The 18286-nt window shown below is 62.7% G+C and carries 15 protein-coding genes; 12 read left to right on the top strand and 3 right to left on the bottom strand.

The window, feature by feature from the left end; genetic code table 11:
* Positions 1-4: 4 nt before the first annotated feature.
* Positions 5-784 carry an ABC transporter ATP-binding protein gene (locus LGT41_RS14405; protein ID WP_274127613.1) on the bottom strand — a complete coding sequence of 260 codons (780 nt, stop codon included), beginning with the start codon at positions 782-784 and terminating at the stop codon, positions 5-7.
* A 215-nt stretch (positions 785-999) separates the two neighbouring features.
* On the opposite strand from LGT41_RS14405, the gene LGT41_RS14400 reads away from it, so the two are divergent.
* From LGT41_RS14400 to LGT41_RS14365, 8 genes are all read left to right on the top strand, one after another.
* Complete coding sequence (locus LGT41_RS14400; protein ID WP_274127612.1) at positions 1000-2214, top strand: ROK family transcriptional regulator; 1215 nt, start codon at positions 1000-1002, stop codon at positions 2212-2214.
* Complete coding sequence (locus LGT41_RS14395; protein WP_274127611.1) at positions 2211-3479, top strand: M20 family metallopeptidase; 1269 nt, start codon at positions 2211-2213, stop codon at positions 3477-3479. The genes LGT41_RS14400 and LGT41_RS14395 overlap by 4 nt, the downstream gene beginning before the upstream one ends.
* Positions 3476-4522, top strand: coding sequence for a substrate-binding domain-containing protein (locus tag LGT41_RS14390; RefSeq protein ID WP_274127610.1), 1047 nt, complete (start codon positions 3476-3478; stop codon positions 4520-4522). Before LGT41_RS14395 ends, LGT41_RS14390 begins: the two co-directional genes overlap by 4 nt.
* A 62-nt stretch (positions 4523-4584) precedes the next feature.
* Complete coding sequence (locus tag LGT41_RS14385; RefSeq protein WP_274127609.1) at positions 4585-5538, top strand: ABC transporter permease; 954 nt, start codon at positions 4585-4587, stop codon at positions 5536-5538.
* A 15-nt stretch (positions 5539-5553) separates the two neighbouring features.
* The gene (locus LGT41_RS14380; RefSeq protein WP_274127608.1) at positions 5554-6765 is read left to right on the top strand and encodes an alanine racemase; all 1212 of its coding nucleotides are present in this window, start codon (positions 5554-5556) and stop codon (positions 6763-6765) included.
* Complete coding sequence (locus LGT41_RS14375; protein ID WP_274127607.1) at positions 6762-7502, top strand: ATP-binding cassette domain-containing protein; 741 nt, start codon at positions 6762-6764, stop codon at positions 7500-7502. The genes LGT41_RS14380 and LGT41_RS14375 overlap by 4 nt, the downstream gene beginning before the upstream one ends.
* Positions 7503-7653: 151 nt before the next feature.
* A complete protein-coding gene (locus LGT41_RS14370) occupies positions 7654-8970 on the top strand; it encodes an acetylornithine deacetylase/succinyl-diaminopimelate desuccinylase family protein (RefSeq protein WP_274127606.1) in 1317 nt (438 codons plus the stop codon).
* A gap of 12 nt (positions 8971-8982) precedes the next feature.
* Positions 8983-10467, top strand: a complete 1485-nt coding sequence (locus LGT41_RS14365) for an ABC transporter substrate-binding protein (RefSeq protein WP_274127605.1) — start codon at positions 8983-8985, stop codon at positions 10465-10467.
* A 107-nt stretch (positions 10468-10574) separates the two neighbouring features.
* Here the strand turns inward: LGT41_RS14365 and LGT41_RS14360 are convergent, their stop codons facing one another.
* Both LGT41_RS14360 and LGT41_RS14355 read right to left on the bottom strand, forming a co-directional pair.
* Positions 10575-11795 (bottom strand): bifunctional alpha/beta hydrolase/OsmC family protein, encoded by a 1221-nt coding sequence (locus LGT41_RS14360; RefSeq protein WP_274127604.1) that lies wholly within the window; start codon positions 11793-11795, stop codon positions 10575-10577.
* Between the two features lie 190 nt (positions 11796-11985).
* Entirely contained in the window at positions 11986-13194 is a 1209-nt protein-coding gene (locus tag LGT41_RS14355) for an aminopeptidase P family protein (RefSeq protein ID WP_274127603.1), read from the bottom strand.
* Between the two features lie 240 nt (positions 13195-13434).
* Here LGT41_RS14355 and LGT41_RS14350 point away from each other — a divergent pair, with 240 nt between their 5' ends.
* From LGT41_RS14350 to LGT41_RS14335, 4 genes are read left to right on the top strand one after another with little or no spacing between them, the layout of a single operon-like run.
* Complete coding sequence (locus tag LGT41_RS14350) at positions 13435-14382, top strand: ABC transporter permease (RefSeq protein WP_274127602.1); 948 nt, start codon at positions 13435-13437, stop codon at positions 14380-14382.
* On the top strand, positions 14379-15197 hold the full coding sequence (locus tag LGT41_RS14345) for an ABC transporter permease (protein WP_274127601.1): 819 nt from the start codon (positions 14379-14381) through the stop codon (positions 15195-15197). Before LGT41_RS14350 ends, LGT41_RS14345 begins: the two co-directional genes overlap by 4 nt.
* Positions 15194-16798 carry an ABC transporter ATP-binding protein gene (locus tag LGT41_RS14340; protein WP_274127600.1) on the top strand — a complete coding sequence of 535 codons (1605 nt, stop codon included), beginning with the start codon at positions 15194-15196 and terminating at the stop codon, positions 16796-16798. Before LGT41_RS14345 ends, LGT41_RS14340 begins: the two co-directional genes overlap by 4 nt.
* Positions 16779-18227 carry an aldehyde dehydrogenase family protein gene (locus tag LGT41_RS14335; RefSeq protein WP_274127598.1) on the top strand — a complete coding sequence of 483 codons (1449 nt, stop codon included), beginning with the start codon at positions 16779-16781 and terminating at the stop codon, positions 18225-18227. Before LGT41_RS14340 ends, LGT41_RS14335 begins: the two co-directional genes overlap by 20 nt.
* Positions 18228-18286: the final 59 nt, after the last annotated feature.

Raw genomic sequence — 18286 nt, 5'->3', positions numbered from 1 at the left:
TGGGTTAGGTGACGGATTGCAGGAATTTTTTCAGCCTGTCGGTTTGCGGGTTGCCCAAAACCTGTTCGGGCGGGCCCTGCTCCTCGATCTGCCCCTGATACAGAAAGAGGACATTTGACGCGACATCGCGCGCAAAACTCATTTCGTGGGTGACGATGATCATCGTGCGCCCTTCGGCGGCCAGGTCTTTGATCACCTGTAAAACCTCGCTTACCAGCTCCGGGTCAAGCGCGCTGGTCGGCTCGTCAAACAGCATCACATCGGGGTTGACCGCCAGTGCCCGCGCAATGGCGGCGCGCTGCTGCTGCCCGCCCGACAGGAACAGCGGATAGGTGCTTTCCTTCTCGGCCAGCCCGACGCGCGCAAGCAACGCGCGGGCCTGTCTGATCGCCTCGGCGCGCGGCACTTTCAGCACATGCACGGGCACTTCGATGACATTTTCAAGCAGGGTGCGGTTGGACCACAGGTTGAAGCTTTGGAACACCATCGCCAGTTTCGTGCGGATCCGCTCGATCTGGCGGCGATCGGCGGGGCTGCCATCGGGGCGCATCTTGACGGTCTCACCGCCAACGATAATCTCGCCAGATGCGGGTTTTTCAAGGAAATTCATACAGCGCAGCATGGTCGATTTGCCCGAGCCGCTGCCGCCGATAATGGCAATGACATCGCCACGCCTGGCGGTCAGGCTTACGCCTTTCAGCACTTCGAGCTGGCCGAAAGACTTGTGCAAGTCACGCACCTCAATGGCGATCTCGTCTGCGCGGCCGGTCTGCCTGCCATCCATCCCTGGGCAATTCCTGTCTGCGTTGTGTCTGCGAGTCTGGCACTCTGCGCGCCCGACACCCCAAGTGAACACTTTTCGCGCGGCGATGTCATGCCATAAGTTTCGTCGTTTTGCATGGCGGCCCGGGGCTTTTTGCCGGTGGGTTGCAATTTTCCTTGACTCAATCGGGAGTCCATAGTTAGTTCGGTCACTAGACGAACAAAGTAGGACACCGCATGGCTGACCCATCAAACATTTCGCGGCGCATTACGCTCAGTGCTGTTGTGCAGGCGATTACGACCTATGGGCCGGTGTCGCGCGCCAGCGTGGCCAAGATGACCGGGTTGTCAAAACAGACCGTTTCGGAAGTCGTTTCCAGCCTCGAACAAGATGGCTGGGTGCAAACCGTGGGCCGCACCGAGGGCAATATCGGCCGGCGCGCCGTGGTTTATGAAATCGTGCCCGATGCGGCAATGGTTGCCAGTGTCGATCTGGGCGGCACCAAGGTGCGGGCCGCGCTGTGCAATCTTTCGGGCGCTGTCGTGTCTGAAGCGACGGAGCCGACAAGCCGGGCAGGCGGGGTCGAGGTGATCAGCCAGATCGCCGCGCTGATCGCACAGGCCGCCAGACAGGCCGATATCCCGGCCGAAAAAATACGTGTTGCCGTGGTGGGTGTGCCGGGCGTGCTTGAGGCGGCGACCGGCAACATCCGGCTTGCGCCAAATATTTCGGGCATTGACAGCATCGACTTCCCCGCATTGCTGCAAGCCCGCCTTGGGGTTGAAGTGCTGGTCGAGAATGACGTGAACCTTGCCGCTCTGGGCGAACATTGGATGACCCATCAGGGCGAGCGTGATGATCTGGTTTATCTGTCCATCGGCACCGGCATCGGCGCGGGTCTGGTGATTGGCGGCCAACTTGTGCGCGGCGCAAATGGCGCGGCGGGCGAGGTTGGCTATCTGCCGCTTGGCGCCGATCCGTTCGAGCCGGAAAGCCTGAAGGTCGGCGCGCTGGAGCGGATGTCGGCGACAAGCGCCATTGTCGGGCATTATGCGGCACTGACCGGTCAGGTGGCAAGCGTGCCGGAAATCTTTGATGCCGCCACTGCCGGCAGCGCGGCGGCGGTGCAGGTGCTTGAACGCGCGGCCAGCTATATTGCCCGCGCCATAGCCGCAATTGCGGCGGTGGTCGACCCGGCTTGTGTTGTTATCGGCGGTTCGATCGGTGCGCGTGATGAGCTGATGCGCATGATCATCCCCGAAATCCAGCGCTGTTTTGCCCGCCCGGTCCCGGTCGAGGCCTCGGTGCTGGGTGATCATGCCGCTCTGGCCGGTGGCGCGTCGATTGCGCTGTCGCGCCTGCATGTCGCGCTCTTTTCGCAAGGTTTGCCGGGGGCGGAAATTACCGTGCCGCCCCCGAAGCTCGCCTCATATCAGGAGGATGTCGCATGACCCTTGCGTCGCAACTCCTGGCCGCGCAGGATGTTCAGGCCGATCTTGCCCTGCTGCGCGCCGCCATTGGCGTTGAAAGCATAACCGGCAACGAGTCTGGCTTTGCCCGCTTTTTGCACGACACAATGAAAGATCTGGGCCTGACCGCCGACATGGCCGAATTTTTGCCCGGTCGCAGCAATGTCTGGGGCCGCAAACCGGGGGCGGGCGCGGGCCAGAGCCTGATGTTTGTCGGCCATACCGACACTGTGCATGTGCGCGGCTGGGCCGAGCATTGGAAGGGCGATGCCCGCGAAAACCCCTTTGCCGCCATGCTGATGGATGGCGAAATCTGGGGGCGCGGCGCTTGTGATCTGAAGGCCGGTATCTGCGCCGCACTTGCCGCCTATCGTCTGCTTGGCAGGCTAGGTATTGCGCTGAACGGCGATATTTCCTTTGCCTTCATCGGTGATGAGGAAAGCGGCGAGCCCGGCACAGGCGTAAGCGCCGGTGCCAGGGACATGGTGCAGCGCGTGGCGCGCGGCCAGATCGCCAGACCGGATTTTGCGGTTTATGTCGAGCCGACCAAGCTGAATGTCTATACCGCGCAGATCGGCTTTTTCATTGCCGATATCGCTGTCATTGGCAAATCGGCCTATTTCGGCACGCCCGAAGACGGGGTCGATGCGCTCAGGGCCACATATGCCATTCTTGGCGCGATCTGGGCGCATGGTGCTGAACTTGCCGCAGGGCCGCAGCACCCGCTTCTGGGGGCATCGAACATTCTTGTCACCGCACTCAACGGCGGCGGCTATATTGCCGTGCCGGGCGAATGCTCGCTATCGCTGATCCGCAAGCTTTGCCCGAGCGAGGGCCTCGATGATGCGGTTGCCGCTTTTGAGGCGGCGGTGCATTCCGCCCCGCTGGAACCGGGCATTTCGCTCAAGATCAGCTATCCGGCAGGGCGTGACCACAGGTTCGGCGGCTCGCCCATAGAGATTGACCCGCGACACCCGGCGGCGCAATTGCTGGCGGGCAGTGTGGCCGAAGCCGGGGGCACGGGCGGTGCCATAGGCGGTGCGCCCTACTGGTCTGAAACCCCGTTTCTTGTCAACGAAATAGGCTGCCCGGCAGTCTATTGCGCACCGGGTGACATAAGCGTTGCCCATACTTTTGAAGAGCGCGTGAAGCTGGATGACTACCTTGCCGCTATCCGGGCCTTTGCGCTGTTCATGATGCGTTACTGCGGCACTGAAAATAGCAACCCAACAGGAGAACCCCAATGAATCCGATGCTCAAAACCCTTGTGTCTGGCGCGGCCATCGCGCTTGCCAGCCTTCCCGCCCTTGCCCAAACCGTGGGCCCGCAGGGCGAAACCGCAACGCCGACCTCGGCCATTGTCGTGCCCGAAGCCAGCGCCGACGCCGTGCGCGCCGGTGGCTATACCGCGGCCCTGCTCTGGCATGACCAGTCCGATTTTGTGAACGCGGTCAGCGCCGGTGCAACCGCCGAGTTTGCGCGCTTCGGCATAGAGGTTGTGGCCACGACCAGCGCCGCCTTTGACGCGGCCCAGCAGCGCAGCGACATCGAAACCGCTCTGGCCAAATCTCCCAGCATCATCCTGTCGTTGCCGCTCGACCCGGTTACATCGGCTGCCGCCTTTGCCGAGGCGCGCGACATGGGCGTGAAGCTGGTCTTTCTGTCCAACCTCCCCGCCGGCTATACCCACCCCGACGACTATGCGGCCATCGTGACCGATGATCTGTTCCAGATGGGCAAGCAGGCCGCCGATGCGCTGGCCGCCGCTATGGGGGGTGAGGGCACGGTTGGCTGGATCTACCATGATGCCGAATATTACGTAACCAACCAGCGCGACAACGCCTTTCGCACGACAATCGAGAACGACTATCCGAATATGACGATTGTTGCCGAACAGGGCATTTCCGACCCGGCCCGCGCCGAGGAAATCGCCAATGCCATGCTGCTGCGCAACCCCGATATCGGCGGCATCTATGTCACATGGGCTGGCCCGGCCGAGGGTGTTCTGGCCGCGCTGCGCGCCAATGACAACACCACCACCAAAATCGTCACGCTCGACCTGTCCGAGCCGATTGCGCTGGATATGGTCAATGGCGGCAATGTCGTCGCAATCGTGGCCGATGAAGCCTACGAGCTTGGCCGCGCGATGGCCGCAGCCGCCATTCTTGACCTGCTCGACCAGGATATCCCGCCCTTCATCGTTGCCCCGGCGGTAACGGCGACGGCTGAAAATGTAAGCGAGGCCTGGATGCGCTCGCTGAATATCGAAGCCCCTGCAAGCCTGCGCTAAGCCGGATCAACCCAGGCGCGGGCGCGACTGCCGCCCGCGCAAACTTTCAAAGGAAGCCCGAAATGGAGCGACTCAAATCACGGCTGTTCGGCCTGGATGTCCAGCAACTGGTTGTCTATGTCGGGTTTCTGGCGATCTTTCTGTTCTTCGCCGCCACCTTGCGCGATGACGGGTTCCTGACCCAGCGCAACCTGACAAATATCGTGCTGCAAACCGCACCGGCCACAATCATGGCCATCGGTCTGGTCTTTGCGCTGTCGGCGGGCGAGATCGACCTGAGCTTCGGCTCGATCGTCGCGGTTGCGGCACTGACGGCCGCCGTTACGCTGCAAAGCTACCCAATGGTGGTGGGCGTGGCTGCGGGCCTGGGCGCCGGCCTGCTGATCGGCGCGCTCAACGGGGTGCTGGTCGCCTATTTCAAGCTGCCGTCATTCCTTGTAACCCTTGCCACGATGGGCCTGTTTGCGGGTATCGCACGCTCCATGACCAATCTGCGGTCCATCCCCGTTGTAAACGACAGTTTCACCGGCATTTTCGGCTCGGGCAAGCTGTTCTCCGTGCCCTCGCTGGTGTTCTGGACGGTGATCGGCGTGGCCATCGGGCATCTGGTCTACAAGCATACGAAATTCGGCGCGCATGTCGTGGCCACGGGCGACAATCCGCGCGCTGCGCAGGTTTCGGGCATCAGGGTGCCGCGTGTGCGCTTTTATGTGCTTACACTTTGCGGCGGCTGTGCCGGGCTTGCCGGGCTGCTTTATGCGGGCCGTTTGCAGGCTGCCAAATATACGCTTGGCGAAAGCGATCTGATGACCGTGATCGCGGCCGTGATCGTGGGGGGCACTCTGCTCAATGGCGGCAAGGGCTCTGTCATCGGGGCGCTCGTCGGCTCTTTGCTGATGGGGATGCTCAATAACGGGCTGATCCTGATGAACCTCGCCGTGTCTGACCAGATGATCGTGCGCGGGCTGATCATCCTGCTTGCCGTTGCCGTGTCGCTGCGCGACCCCAGCCGTTAAAGGAAAGGGCAAACCATGTTTCTCGATGTGTTGATGCGCCGCAATCCGCGCTTTATCGAAGCCGCGATGGCGCTGCACCAGGCTGGCAAAATTCCCGCCAATGCCTATGTGCTGGATCTGGATGCGGTCGAACGCAACGCGCGGCTGTTTTCAAAGGCGGCCAGCGCGCTGGGCCTGAAAGCCTTCGCCATGACCAAGCAGGTCGGCCGCCATTCCGGCTTTTGCGCGGCAGTTTTGCGCGGTGGCATCAACCGTGCCGTGGCCGTTGACATGGATTGCGCGACGGCCTGCCATACTGCCGGGCTGAAAACCGGCCATCTGGGCCATCTGGTGCAGGTGCCCCAGCGCGATGCCGATTTTGCCGCCGCAACCCTGAAGCCGGATTTCTGGACCGTGTTCAGCCCCGAAAAGGCAGCCGAAGCCGCGCGCGCCGCAGCCAAAGCCGGACGTGTCCAGAACCTGCTGGCGCGCATTCAAACGGCGGGCGATACATTCTATCGCGGCCATGAGGGCGGGTTTGAAGCCGATGAGATTTGCGCCGTTGCCGACCGGCTCGACGCGCTTGACGGCGCGGTGTTTGCGGGCATCACCACCTTTCCTGCGCTGCTCTTTGACCTGGAAAGCCGCAAGGTCAGGCCCACGCCGAACCTGGCCACATTGGCGCGCGCCGCCGAGGCTTTGGCCAGATCCGGCCGCAGCAATATCGAGATCAACGCACCGGGCACAAATTCCACCGTCATGCTCGACGCGCTGGCCGATGCCGGTGCCACCCAGTGCGAACCGGGCAATGCGCTGCATGGCACAACGCCGCTCCACGCGGTTCAGGACCTGCCCGAAGACCCGGCCGTGCTATACCTGTCCGAGGTTTCGCACCGGCATGGCGATTCGGCCTATTGCTTTGGCGGCGGGCTGTATATTGACCCGGTTTTCCCGAAATATCAGGTCAAGGCGCTTGTCGGCGCCACGCCGACCTCTGGCGCCAATGCGCTGGCCAATGTCGAAATCCCCGATTATTCGGCGATAGATTACTATGCGATGATCGACGCGACCGGCCCCGTGAAACCCAAAACCGGCGATACCGTGATTTTCGGTTTTCGCGGCCAGGCCTTTGTTACGCGCGCCAGCATTGTCGGGGTTGCGGGCGTGGCACAGGGTGCGCCGCGCGTCACCTCCATTGAAAACATCTTCGGACAGGCCATAGACTGGCCGGAAAGGGCGCGCTCATGACCACCGATCATCCTGTCCTGTCGCTTCAGAATATCCACAAATCCTTTGGCGGCATCGTGGCCATACAGAATTTCTCGCTCGATCTGCGTGCCGGCGAAATTGTGGCGCTCGTGGGCGATAATGGCGCTGGCAAATCGACGCTCATCAAAATCATCTCGGGCGTTTACACCCCGACCTCGGGCACGATCAGCCTGGACAATGCGCCCGCATCCTTCAGCGATGCCAGCCAGGCCCGCGCGCGCGGAATCGAGGTTGTGTATCAGGATCTGGCTTTGGCCGACCAGCAGCCGGTTTACATGAACATGTTTCTGGGCCGCGAGCTTACAAAACCGCCCTTCGGCCTGCTCGACAAGGCACGGATGCGCCGCCAATCACAGGAACTGGTCGACGAGCTGGATGTGCGCATTCCATCCGCAAGTTCCACGATCTCGGCGCTTAGCGGCGGGCAACGTCAGGGCATTGCCATTGCCCGCGCCACCCATTGGGCCAGTAAGCTCATCCTGCTCGATGAGCCAACCGCGGCCCTTGGTGTGGCTGAAACCGCCAAGGTCGAGGCGCTCATCGCCAGCCTGCGCGCCAAGAACCTTGCGATACTCATCATCAGCCACAGCCTCGATCAGGTCTTTCGTTTGTCCGACAGAATTTGCGTGCTGCGGCGCGGTGCGCAGATCGGCGTGCGCGAAACCGCCAAAACCGACAAGAATGAAATCGTGTCGATGATCACCGGCGTGTCCTGATCTGCCAAAAGCGGCAGATCAGCCCTGACCGGCGGGAAGGGGCGGCCCCGGGGGTGGCCGCGGGGGTGGCCTGGCCTTCCGCCGGGCAGATGTGCAGGCTTAATGCCGCAACCCTATTGACGCCGCCCCAGCTTTCGGGCTGCATGGGGCGATGAACAAGCAAGCCGAATTTCTGTCCCGCATCTGTGCCAAGCGCGACGAGCTTGTTGCCCTGACGGGCGATCTGATCCGCATTCCCACGCTCAACCCGCCGGGCGAGAATTACCGCGATATCTGCGCGTTTCTGGACAGGCGGCTGAAGGCAAGCGGCTTTGAGACCGAGCTTTTGCGCGCCATCGGCACGCCGGGCGATTCTGAACGTTACCCGCGCTGGAACATCATTGCGCGGCGCGACGGGGCCAGGCCCGGTGCCTGTGTGCATTTCAACAGCCATATCGACGTGGTCGATGTCGGCCAGGGCTGGAGCCTGGACCCGTTCGGCGGTGCGCTGATCGATGGCAAGGTCTACGGGCGCGGTGCTTGCGATATGAAAGGCGGGCTTGCCGCCAGCATCATCGCCGCTGAAACCTTCATCGAGGTCTGGCCGGATTTTGAGGGCGCGATCGAAATTTCCGGCACGGGGGACGAGGAATCGGGCGGCTATGGCGGTGTTGCCTGGCTGGCGGAACGCGGCTATTTCAGCCCCGAACGCGTGCAGCATGTCATCATCCCCGAACCGCTCAACAAAGACCGGATCTGCCTTGGCCATCGCGGTGTGTGGTGGGGCGCGCTGGAAACGCATGGCCGCATCGCCCACGGCTCCATGCCGTTTCTGGGTGATTGCGCCGTGCGCCATATGGGCGCGGTCATTGCCGAAATGGAAGCCAGCCTTTACCCCGCCTTGGCCGCGCGCCAGACCGAAATGCCGGTGGTGCCCGAAGGGGCGCGCCAGTCCACGCTCAACATCAACTCGCTGCATGGCGGGCAAAGCGAGGGTGCGGCCGATTTCACCGGCCTGCCCAGCCCCTGCGTGCCGGATTCCGCGCGCATGGTGCTGGACCGGCGTTTCCTGATGGAGGAGAATCTGGCCGATGTAGAGGGTGAAATTCGCGACCTGCTCGAAAATTTGCGCAAGACCCGCCCAAATTTCCGCTATGATCTGCGCGAAATGCACCATGTTCTGCCCTCCATGACCGACCAGAAGGCGCCGGTTGTCACCTCGGTGGCCAGCGCGATTGGCGCGGTTCTGGGGCGTGCGCCCGATTACGTTGTCTCCCCCGGCACCTATGATCAAAAGCATATTGACCGGATTGGCCGCATGAAAAACTGTATTGCCTACGGGCCGGGAATCCTCGACCTTGCGCATCAGCCCGATGAATATGTCGGGGTTGATGATATGATCGACTCGGCCAAAGTCATGGGGCTGAGCCTGGCGCATCTGCTGGCGGGCGAGACCCTTGACGATAACAGCGGGCCCGCCCGCACCTGACAGGAGGACGTGATGTTTCAGAAATTTCTGCCGCTGGTGGCGGCCAGTATGCTGGCGCTTGGCGCGGGCGCGGCTTGGGCGCAAAGAACCACAATCACCGTGGGCGGCCAGCTCGAACCCCCGCATCTGGACCCGACAGGCGGTGCCGCCGCGGCCATTGACAACGTGGTTTATTCCAACATCTACGAGGGGCTTACCCGTTTTGCCGCCGATGGTTCCGTCATTCCCGGCCTTGCCGAACGCTGGGATATTTCCGAAGACGGGCTTGGCTATACCTTTTATCTGCGCCAGGGCGTCAAGTTTCATGATGGCAGCGACATGAACGCCGCCGATGTGGTCTTTTCGCTCGACCGCGCGCGCGCCGAAGACAGCACCAATGCGCAAAAGGGCCTGTTTGCCGCCATTGCAAGCGTCGAGGCGCTGGATGAACTGACCGTGCAGGTCACGCTGAGCCAGCCAACCGGCGCCTTCCTGTTCAACATGGCCTGGGGCGATGCGGTCATCCTGCCCGAGGAAGCCACGGAAGACCAGCTCAAGACCGCGCCGAACGGCACCGGTGCCTTTGTGTTCGGCAACTGGGTGCAGGGCGATCAGATCACGCTTAACCGCAACCCGAATTACTGGGGCACACCGGCAATGCTGGAGAGCGCGACAATCAAATACATCTCTGACCCGAGCGCCGCCTATGCCGCACTCATGGCTGGCGATATCGATGCGTTTCCGGTTTTTCCGGCCCCCGAGAACCTGGCGCAATTCGCTGCCGACCCGCGCTTTTCGGTCATCGTCGGCTCAACCGAGGGGGAAACCATTCTGGCCATGAACAACGCCCAGCCCCCGCTGGACAATGTGCTGGTGCGCGAGGCGATTGCACATGCGATAGACCGTCAGGCCATCATTGATGGGGCGATGTTTGGCTATGGCACGCCGATCGGCACACATTTCGCCCCGCACAACCCCGATTATGTCGACCTGACCGGCATGTCGAATTATGACCCCGAGCGCGCCCGCGCGCTTTTGGCCGAGGCGGGCTTGCCCGATGGGTTTACCACCACGTTGAAGCTGCCGCCGCCATCTTATGCGCGCCGGGGGGGCGAGATTATCGCGTCTCAGCTGCGCGAGGTTGGCATCCAGACCGAAATCACCAATCTGGAATGGGCGCAATGGCTGGAAGAGGTGTTCAACGGCAAGGATTTCGGCCTGACAATCGTGTCCCATACCGAGCCGATGGATATCGGCATCTATGCCAATCCGGATTACTATTTCCAGTATGACAACCCGGATTTCCAGGCGCTGATGGAGACATTGAACGCCACGACAGACCCGGCCAAACGGTCGGCGATTTTGCAGCAGGCCCAGGAAATCATCGCCGCCGATTATGTCAACGGCTACCTGTTCCAGCTTGCCAAGACCGGCGTGGCCGATGCGCGCATCCGCGGGCTGTGGGAAAACGCGCCCACACAGGCGATAGACCTGACCGGGGTCTATTGGGAAGAGTAAGCGCCTCAAAAAGGTGCGCAATGAATGCGACCAAAGTGGTGCGCAATGAATGCGCACCCTACGGGTTTATGAAAATGTAAGGTGCGTATTTATTGCGCACCTTTTTTTTACGCGCCGCCCATCTCAACGCTCACAATCTCCGCGCTTTGGTGCAAGGTCTTATGCACCGGGCATTTATCGGCAATTTCCATCAGCTTTGCGCGATCCTCGGCGCTCAAATCGCCCTCCATGCGGATTTCGCGGCGAAACACATCAACCTTGCCACCGGATTTTTCCGCCTCATCGGCATGTTGTTTGTTATGCGTCACATCCACCACCACATGCTCCAGCGGCATTTTCTTGCGCCGCGCATACATGCGCATGGTCATGGATGTGCAGGCGCCAAGCCCGGCTGAAACAAGCTGGTAAGGCGATGGCCCCAGATCGGTGCCGCCAAAATCCTTCGGCTCGTCGGCGCGCAGCTCGTGGCGGGCGTTGATGATGATATCCTGCAAAAACCCCGCGGCATCGGCCTCGCGCACCCGCACCACGCCTTCGGGCGCATCTTCGGGCACGGGGCAGGGGGCAAGCGCCAGATAGCGCCGCGACCAGGTTGAGATCAGCTCGGCGGCATAGGTGGCATCGGCCTGCTGGCTGACCAGATGGTCGGCCGTGTCGAGGGTTACAAAGCTTTTGGGGTGTTTGGCGGCCAGAAAAATTTCCGCGGCATTTTCGATCCCCACAACCGCATCCAGCGGTGCGTGCAGCACCAAAAGCGCGCGCTTGCCGAAATTCCCCAAAGCCTCGGCAATGTCATGGCCCGAAATATCGTCCAGAAATGCCTTGCGTATGGTAAAATTCCGCCCGCCCAATGAGACTTCGGCCGCGCCCTGATCGCGGATTTTGTCCAGCGCCGCGCCGAAATTGTTGGTCACATGCGCCGGGTCGGCGGGGGCGCCGATTGTGGCCACGGCGCGCACCAGGGGCAGGCGCGTGGCCGCGCGAATTACCGCCGCCCCACCCAGCGAATGGCCGATCAGCAGTTGCGGCGCGCCATGTTCGGCTTCCAGAAACGCCGCCGCCGCAACCAGATCTTCGATGTTGGAGCTGAAATCGGTATTGCCGAACTCGCCATCCGAATGGCCAAGCCCGGTAAAGTCGAACCGCAACACCGCAATGCCCTGTGCGGCCAGATGGCCGGAGATCTGCCGCGCGGCGGCAATGTCCTTGGAGCAGGTAAAGCAATGCGCAAAAATCGCACAGGCGCGCAGCGGCCCGTCGGGCGTATCAAGCCGCGCGGCGAGCATTTCACCGGAATGGCCGGGAAAGGTGATTTTCTGGCTGGGCATAGGGCCTCCTGTTTTCTGGGCACAGGGGCAGCCTAGCGCGGATTGGCCACGGGTGCAAAAAGGGTGCGCAATGAATGCGACCACAAAGGTGCGCAATGAATGCGACCACAAAGGTGCGCAATGAATGCGCACCCTACGGTTCTTGAAAATCTATGATGCGCATTTATTGCGCACCGTTCGCCGCCTCAATTCACCCCACCACGTTAAACTCCGGCCCATAGCGATATTTGGTAATGTTTTCAGCGCCATCGGCCCCCACAAGCAGAATATCATGCTCACGATATCCGCCCGCCCCCGGCGCGCCATGCGCAATGGTCAGCATCGGTTCCATCGAAACCACCATGCCAGGCTCCAGCACCGTGTCGATATCCTCGCGCAACTCCAAGCCCGCCTCGCGGCCATAGTAATGGCTGAGAATGCCAAAGCTGTGCCCGTAGCCAAAGCTGCGATATTGCAGCAAATCCTGCGCCTCCAGCATTTCGTTGATCGCCGCCGTTATGCCCGAACAGGTCGCGCCCGGCTTGATCAGGCTGATCCCAAGCTCATGCGCCGCTACGTTGGCCTGCCAGTATTTCAGGCTGGCGGCATCGACCTCACCGGCAAACATCGTGCGCTCCAGCGCGGTGTAATAGCCCGAGATCATCGGGAAAGTGTTGAGGCTGAGGATATCGCCCCGCGCCACCTTGCGCGCGGTAACGGGGTTATGCGCGCCATCGGTGTTCAGCCCCGACTGGAACCATACCCATGTGTCGCGATATTCGGCTTGCGGAAAGCGGCGGGCTATTTCACGCTCCATCGCGTCGCGCCCGGCCATTGCAATGTCAAGCTCGCGCGCGCCAATCGCCACGGCATCGCGAATGGCAAAGCCGCCGATATCGGCCACTGCCGCGCCGTGGCGGATCATCTCGATCTCGGCGGCGGATTTCAGCATTCGCTGGCGCATGGTCGCGCCCGCAATATCGGCAACAGAATTGGGCGCAAGGAAATGCCTCAGCTTGTCCATGCCTTGCAGGTTCAAATGGTCGCCCTCATAGCCCACGGCCTTGCCGGTGCCAATCACATGGGCCGCCGCGCGCCAGTAATTGTCGCGCGCCCAGTCGGTATAGGTGATGTTGTCACCCACAGAACGGCGCCACGGCTGGCCGGCATCAATGCCCGCGCTGAGGGTAACGCAGTCATCGGCCGTGACCACGCAGGCATAGGGGCGGCCAAAGCTGCAATAGAGAAAGCCCGAATAATAGGCGACATTCTGCATCGAGGTCAGCAGCACCGCATCCAGCCCCTGGCTGGCCATAATGGCGCGCAGCCCGCTTAAGCGCGCCTCATATTCGGCAGGGGCAAAGGGCAGGGCGGCCTTGGCGCCATTGTGCTGGCGAAAGAATTCCGGGCGGTTTGTCATCTTGTCTCTCCGGCAGGGGCCCCGCCGGATAGTTACGGCGCGGGCAGCAAACACCCCGGCGTTCAGGGCAATTGCGGCATGTGCCATAGGCTGCGTGCAAGCACGCTGCGCGACGCCATCGCGCGGCCTGCCGCATCTATGCGCGAAACCCCGAATTTTGGCAAATGATTTTCGCAATCATCGCTGGAAAGCCGCGCGCCCCTTGGCTAGCATCGGGGCAAAGGGCAACAAGAGGGGCTTATGGCAGTTTACACCGCGCGGCGGCTCGTCTCGCTCATCCTCAGCCTGTTTGCCGCCAGCCTTGTCATTTTCGCGGCGATCGAGGTGATACCGGGCGATCCGGCCAGCTTCATGCTCGGCATCAATGCCCGCCCCGATACCGTGGCCGCCTTGCGCGCCGAAATGGGGCTCGACCAACCGCTGCTCATACGCTACGGCGCCTGGATGGGCGGAATGCTGAGCGGCGATTTCGGCATCAGCTACACCTATCGCACGCCGGTGGTCGATATGGTTGCCGGGCGTATGTGGGTGTCGATCCCGCTGGCCATTTACGCGCTGGCGCTGTCCACGCTCATCGCCTTTCCGGTGGGCATTCTCGCGGCCGCGCGCCGTGGCGGCTGGGCCGACAAATCCATCATGGGGGCCACGCAGCTTGGCATTGCCGTGCCGAATTTCTGGTTTGCGGTGATCATGGTGCAGATTTTCGCCATCAAATACGGCTGGTTCCGCGCGGGCGGCTTTCCGGGATGGGATGAACCGCTGCAAGCCATACGCGCGCTCACGCTGCCCGCCATTGTGCTGGCCCTGCCGCAGGCGGCCATTTTGGCGCGCATCATGCGCTCGGGCCTGATCGACACGATTGAGGCCGATTTCATGCGCACCGCGCGCGCCAAGGGGCGCACGGCGGGCGGGGCGCTGTTTCACCACGCGCTGCGCAATGCCATGATTCCCGTGCTGACCATCCTTGGCCTGCAATTCTCGTTCTTGCTGGCCGGGGCGATCATCATCGAAGAGGTGTTCTTCCTGCCCGGCCTTGGACGGCTGATCTTCCAGGCCATTTCCCAGCGCGACCTGATCGTCGTTGAAAGCGTGGTCATGCTGCTGGTCTTCGCGGTCATCCTGCTCACCTTCCTTGTCGACCTCGCCTATGCCTGGGTCGACCCGCGCTTGCGCAGGCGCGCGGCATGAGGCGCGCACCGCTCATCATTGGCGCGGCCCTTGTGGGGCTGTTCATCATGCTGGCGCTGGTCTCATTGGTCTGGACGCCCTATAATGTCGAAACCCTTGAAATTGCAAACAAACTCAAGCCGCCCAGTGCCGCCAACTGGCTTGGCACCGACCATTTTGGCCGCGATATCTTCAGCATGATCATGGTTGGCGGGCAGGTTTCCATTGCCGTGGCGGTGGTTGCCGTCGGCCTTGGCATGGGGCTTGGCGTGCCGCTCGGCCTGGCGGCTGCGGCGCGCCGCGGCGGGCTGATGGATGAGATCATCATGCGCAGCAATGACCTTGTTTTCGCCTTTCCGGCCCTGCTCATCGCCATCCTCATCACCGCCATTTTCGGCCCTTCGGCCATCAACGCGATCATCGCCATCGGCATTTTCAACATTCCGGTCTTTGCGCGCATGTCGCGCGGCGCGGCGCTGGAGCTTTGGACGCGCGACTTCATCCTTGCCGCGCGCGTGGCCGGCAAGGGGGCAATGCGCATATCGGCCGAACATATTCTACCCAACATCGCCAACCTGCTGATCGTGCAGGGCACCATCCAGTTCTCGCTCGCCATTCTGGCCGAGGCGGCTTTGTCTTATGTCGGGCTTGGCGCGCAACCCCCCACGCCAAGCTGGGGGCGGATGCTGTCCGACAGCCAGACGCTGGCATCGCTTGCCCCGCATCTTGTGCTGGCCCCCGGCCTGTCGATTGTCGCAATGGTCATGGGGCTGAACATGCTGGGCGATGCCTTGCGCGACGCGCTCGACCCGCGCCTGAACAGGGCCGCAAAATGAGCCTGCTGCGCGTTGAAAACCTGAGCCTGTCCATCGGCCCCGTGCCGATTCTGCACAAGGTCAGCTTTGCCGCCAAAGCGGGGCGCATCACGGGGCTGATTGGCGAAAGCGGTTCCGGCAAGTCGATGACCGCCTATGCCATAACCCGCCTTCTGCCCAAAGAGGCCACGGCAAGCGGGCGCATCCTGCTCGACGGCGCCAACCTGCTCGACAAATCCGAACGCGCGATGTGTGCGTTGCGCGGCGATGATATCGGGCTGGTGTTCCAGGAACCGATGACCGCGCTCAACCCCGTTAAAACCATTGGCGCGCAGGTGGCTGAAACCGTGCGCCTGCACCGTGGCGCCAGCCGCACCGAGGCTGCCGCCATTGCCCGCGACACGCTGAACCGTGTCGGCCTTGCGGCGGCGCAATTCCCGCTTTCACGCTACCCGCACGAGCTTTCGGGCGGCCAGCGCCAGCGGGTTGTCATTGCGATGGCCATTGCGCTGCGCCCCCGCCTGCTGATCGCCGACGAGCCGACCACCGCGCTGGATGTCACCACACAGGCGGGCATTTTGCGCCTGCTCAAGAAACTGGTGGCCGAAGATGGCATGGGCCTTATCCTCATCAGCCATGATCTTGGCGTCGTGGCCGATATGGCCGATGATCTGGTGATCATGCGCAAGGGCGAGGTGGTGGAATCCGGCCCCACCGCGCGGGTGTTCGCAACCCAGGCCCACCCCTATACCCGCGCGCTGATCCGCGCCTCGGCCCATCAGCCCCAGCGCGATGTGCATTCAGGCGAGGTGCCGCTGCTCGACGTGCAGAACCTTGTGCGCGACTATGCCCTGCCGCGCGCCAGCCTGTTCGCCGCACCGGGGCGGTTCCGCGCGGTGGATGATGTCTCCTTCACCTTGAAGAAGGGCGAAAACCTTGGCCTCGTGGGGGAATCCGGCTGCGGCAAATCCACCCTTACCCGCGCCATTCTGGGGCTGGAGGCGGCGCAGGGCGGCACCATCGCCATCAACGGCCAGCCAGTGCGTGCAGGCCAGAAAATGCCCGCCACCTTGCGCCGCCATTTGCAGGTGGTGTTTCAAGACCCCTATGCCAGCTTCAACCCGCGCCACCGCGTCGCCCGCCTTGTAAGCGAGCCGTTTCACCTTATGGACGATGCCCCGCGCGGCGCGGCGCGCGCGCAGGCTGTGGCTGAAGCACTAGAAAGCGTGGGCCTTACCGCCGCCGATGCCACGCGCTACATCCACGAATTTTCCGGCGGCCAGCGCCAGCGCATCGCCATTGCCCGCGCGCTGATCACCAGGCCCGAACTCATCATCCTCGATGAGGCGGTCTCGGCGCTCGATGTTTCGATCCGCGCGCAAATCCTCGACCTTCTGGCCGATCTTTCGGCGCGCTTCGGCCTGTCCTACCTGTTCATCAGCCACGATCTGCATGTCGTGCGCAAAATCACCGACCGTGTTATGGTCATGCAGGCGGGCAGGATTGTGGAATCCGGCGCAACCGAGGCCGTGTTCGCCGCCCCCCAGCACCCCTATACCGCAGCCCTGCTTGCTGCGGCCCCGCATCTGGAGATTGAGGCCCATGACGACGCTCTGGTTTGATACCGATAAATGCCTGATCAAAGGCCAATGGCAGGCGCCGCTTGGCGGGCAAAGCCTGGCGCTGATCAACCCGTCCACCGGGCAGGAACTGGCGCAAATCGCCCGTGGCCAGCAGGCGGATATCGACGCCGCCGTGGCCGCTGCGCAAGGCGCGCTGGCCGGTGACTGGGGCGCGCTAACCGCCGCCGAACGGGGGCGGATGCTGGCCGATCTTGGCCGCCTCGTCGCCGCCCGCGCCGATGATCTGGCCGCGCTTGAAGCCGCCGATGTCGGCAAACCGCTGAAACAGGCCCGCGCCGATGCGCTGGCCCTGGCGCGCTATCTGGAATTTTACGGCGGCGCGGCCGACAAGGTGATGGGGCAAACCATCCCCTATCTTTCGGGCTATACCGTTTATACGCTGCGCGAACCGCATGGCGTGACCGGCCATATCGTGCCGTGGAACTACCCGATGCAGATCATCGGCCGCTCGGTCGGGGCCGCCCTTGCTATGGGCAATGCCGCCGTGCTGAAACCGGCGGAAGAGGCCTGCCTGACCGCGCTCGCCTTCGGCGATCTGGCGCTGGAAGCCGGCCTGCCGGCGGGCGCGCTCAACATCGTGCCTGGATTGGGGCCCGAGGCGGGGGCGGCGCTGGCGGGCCATTCCGGCGTGCAGCACATTTCCTTCACCGGCTCGGTTGCCACCGGCGTCGCCGTGCAGGCTGCCGCCGCGCAGAACCTCGTGCCGGTCACGCTGGAGCTTGGCGGCAAATCCCCGCAGCTGGTGTTTGACGATGCGGATCTGGACGCCGCCTTGCCCTTTCTGGTCAATGCAGGCGTGCAGAATGCGGGGCAAACCTGCTCGGCGGCCAGCCGCATCCTCGTGCAGCGCGGCGTGTATGATCGCGTGGCCGAGGCGATGGCTGCGCGCTACCGCGCCTTGCGCGTTGGCCCCGCCGCGCATGACCTCGATATCGGCCCGCTGATCTCGGCCCGCCAGCGCGATATCGTGCAGGGTTTTCTGGGCCAAACCGCCCCCGAACACGAGCTTGCCCGCGCCGCTATGGCGGCTGATCTGCCGCCCGGCGGCTTCTACTTCGCGCCGCGCCTGCTGGCGGGGCTGGCCCCCGACAGCCCGCTCGCCCAGCAGGAAATTTTCGGCCCCGTGCAGGTGCTGATCCCGTTTGAGGATGAGGCCGAAGCCATCGCACTGGCCAATGGCACCGAATACGGGCTGGTGGCTGGCATCTGGACGCGCGACGGCGCCCGCCAGATGCGGCTGGCCAAAAAACTGCGGGCCGGGCAGGTGTTCATCAACAATTACGGCGCAGGCGGCGGCGTGGAACTGCCCTTCGGCGGCACCGGCAAATCCGGCCACGGCCGCGAAAAAGGCTTCGAGGCGCTCTACGGGTTCTCAACCCTGAAAACCGTAGCGGCATTGCACGGTTGACCCAACCCAACCCTCTGCGCCGTCCCGGGCTTGACCCGGGACCTCGACCATTTGCTCAA

Source organism: Abyssibius alkaniclasticus (assembly GCF_020447305.1).
GTDB classification, from domain to species: domain Bacteria; phylum Pseudomonadota; class Alphaproteobacteria; order Rhodobacterales; family Rhodobacteraceae; genus Abyssibius; species Abyssibius alkaniclasticus.
The sequence above is the reverse complement of the archived record's forward strand: the minus strand, read 5'-3'. Positions and strand labels throughout refer to the sequence as shown.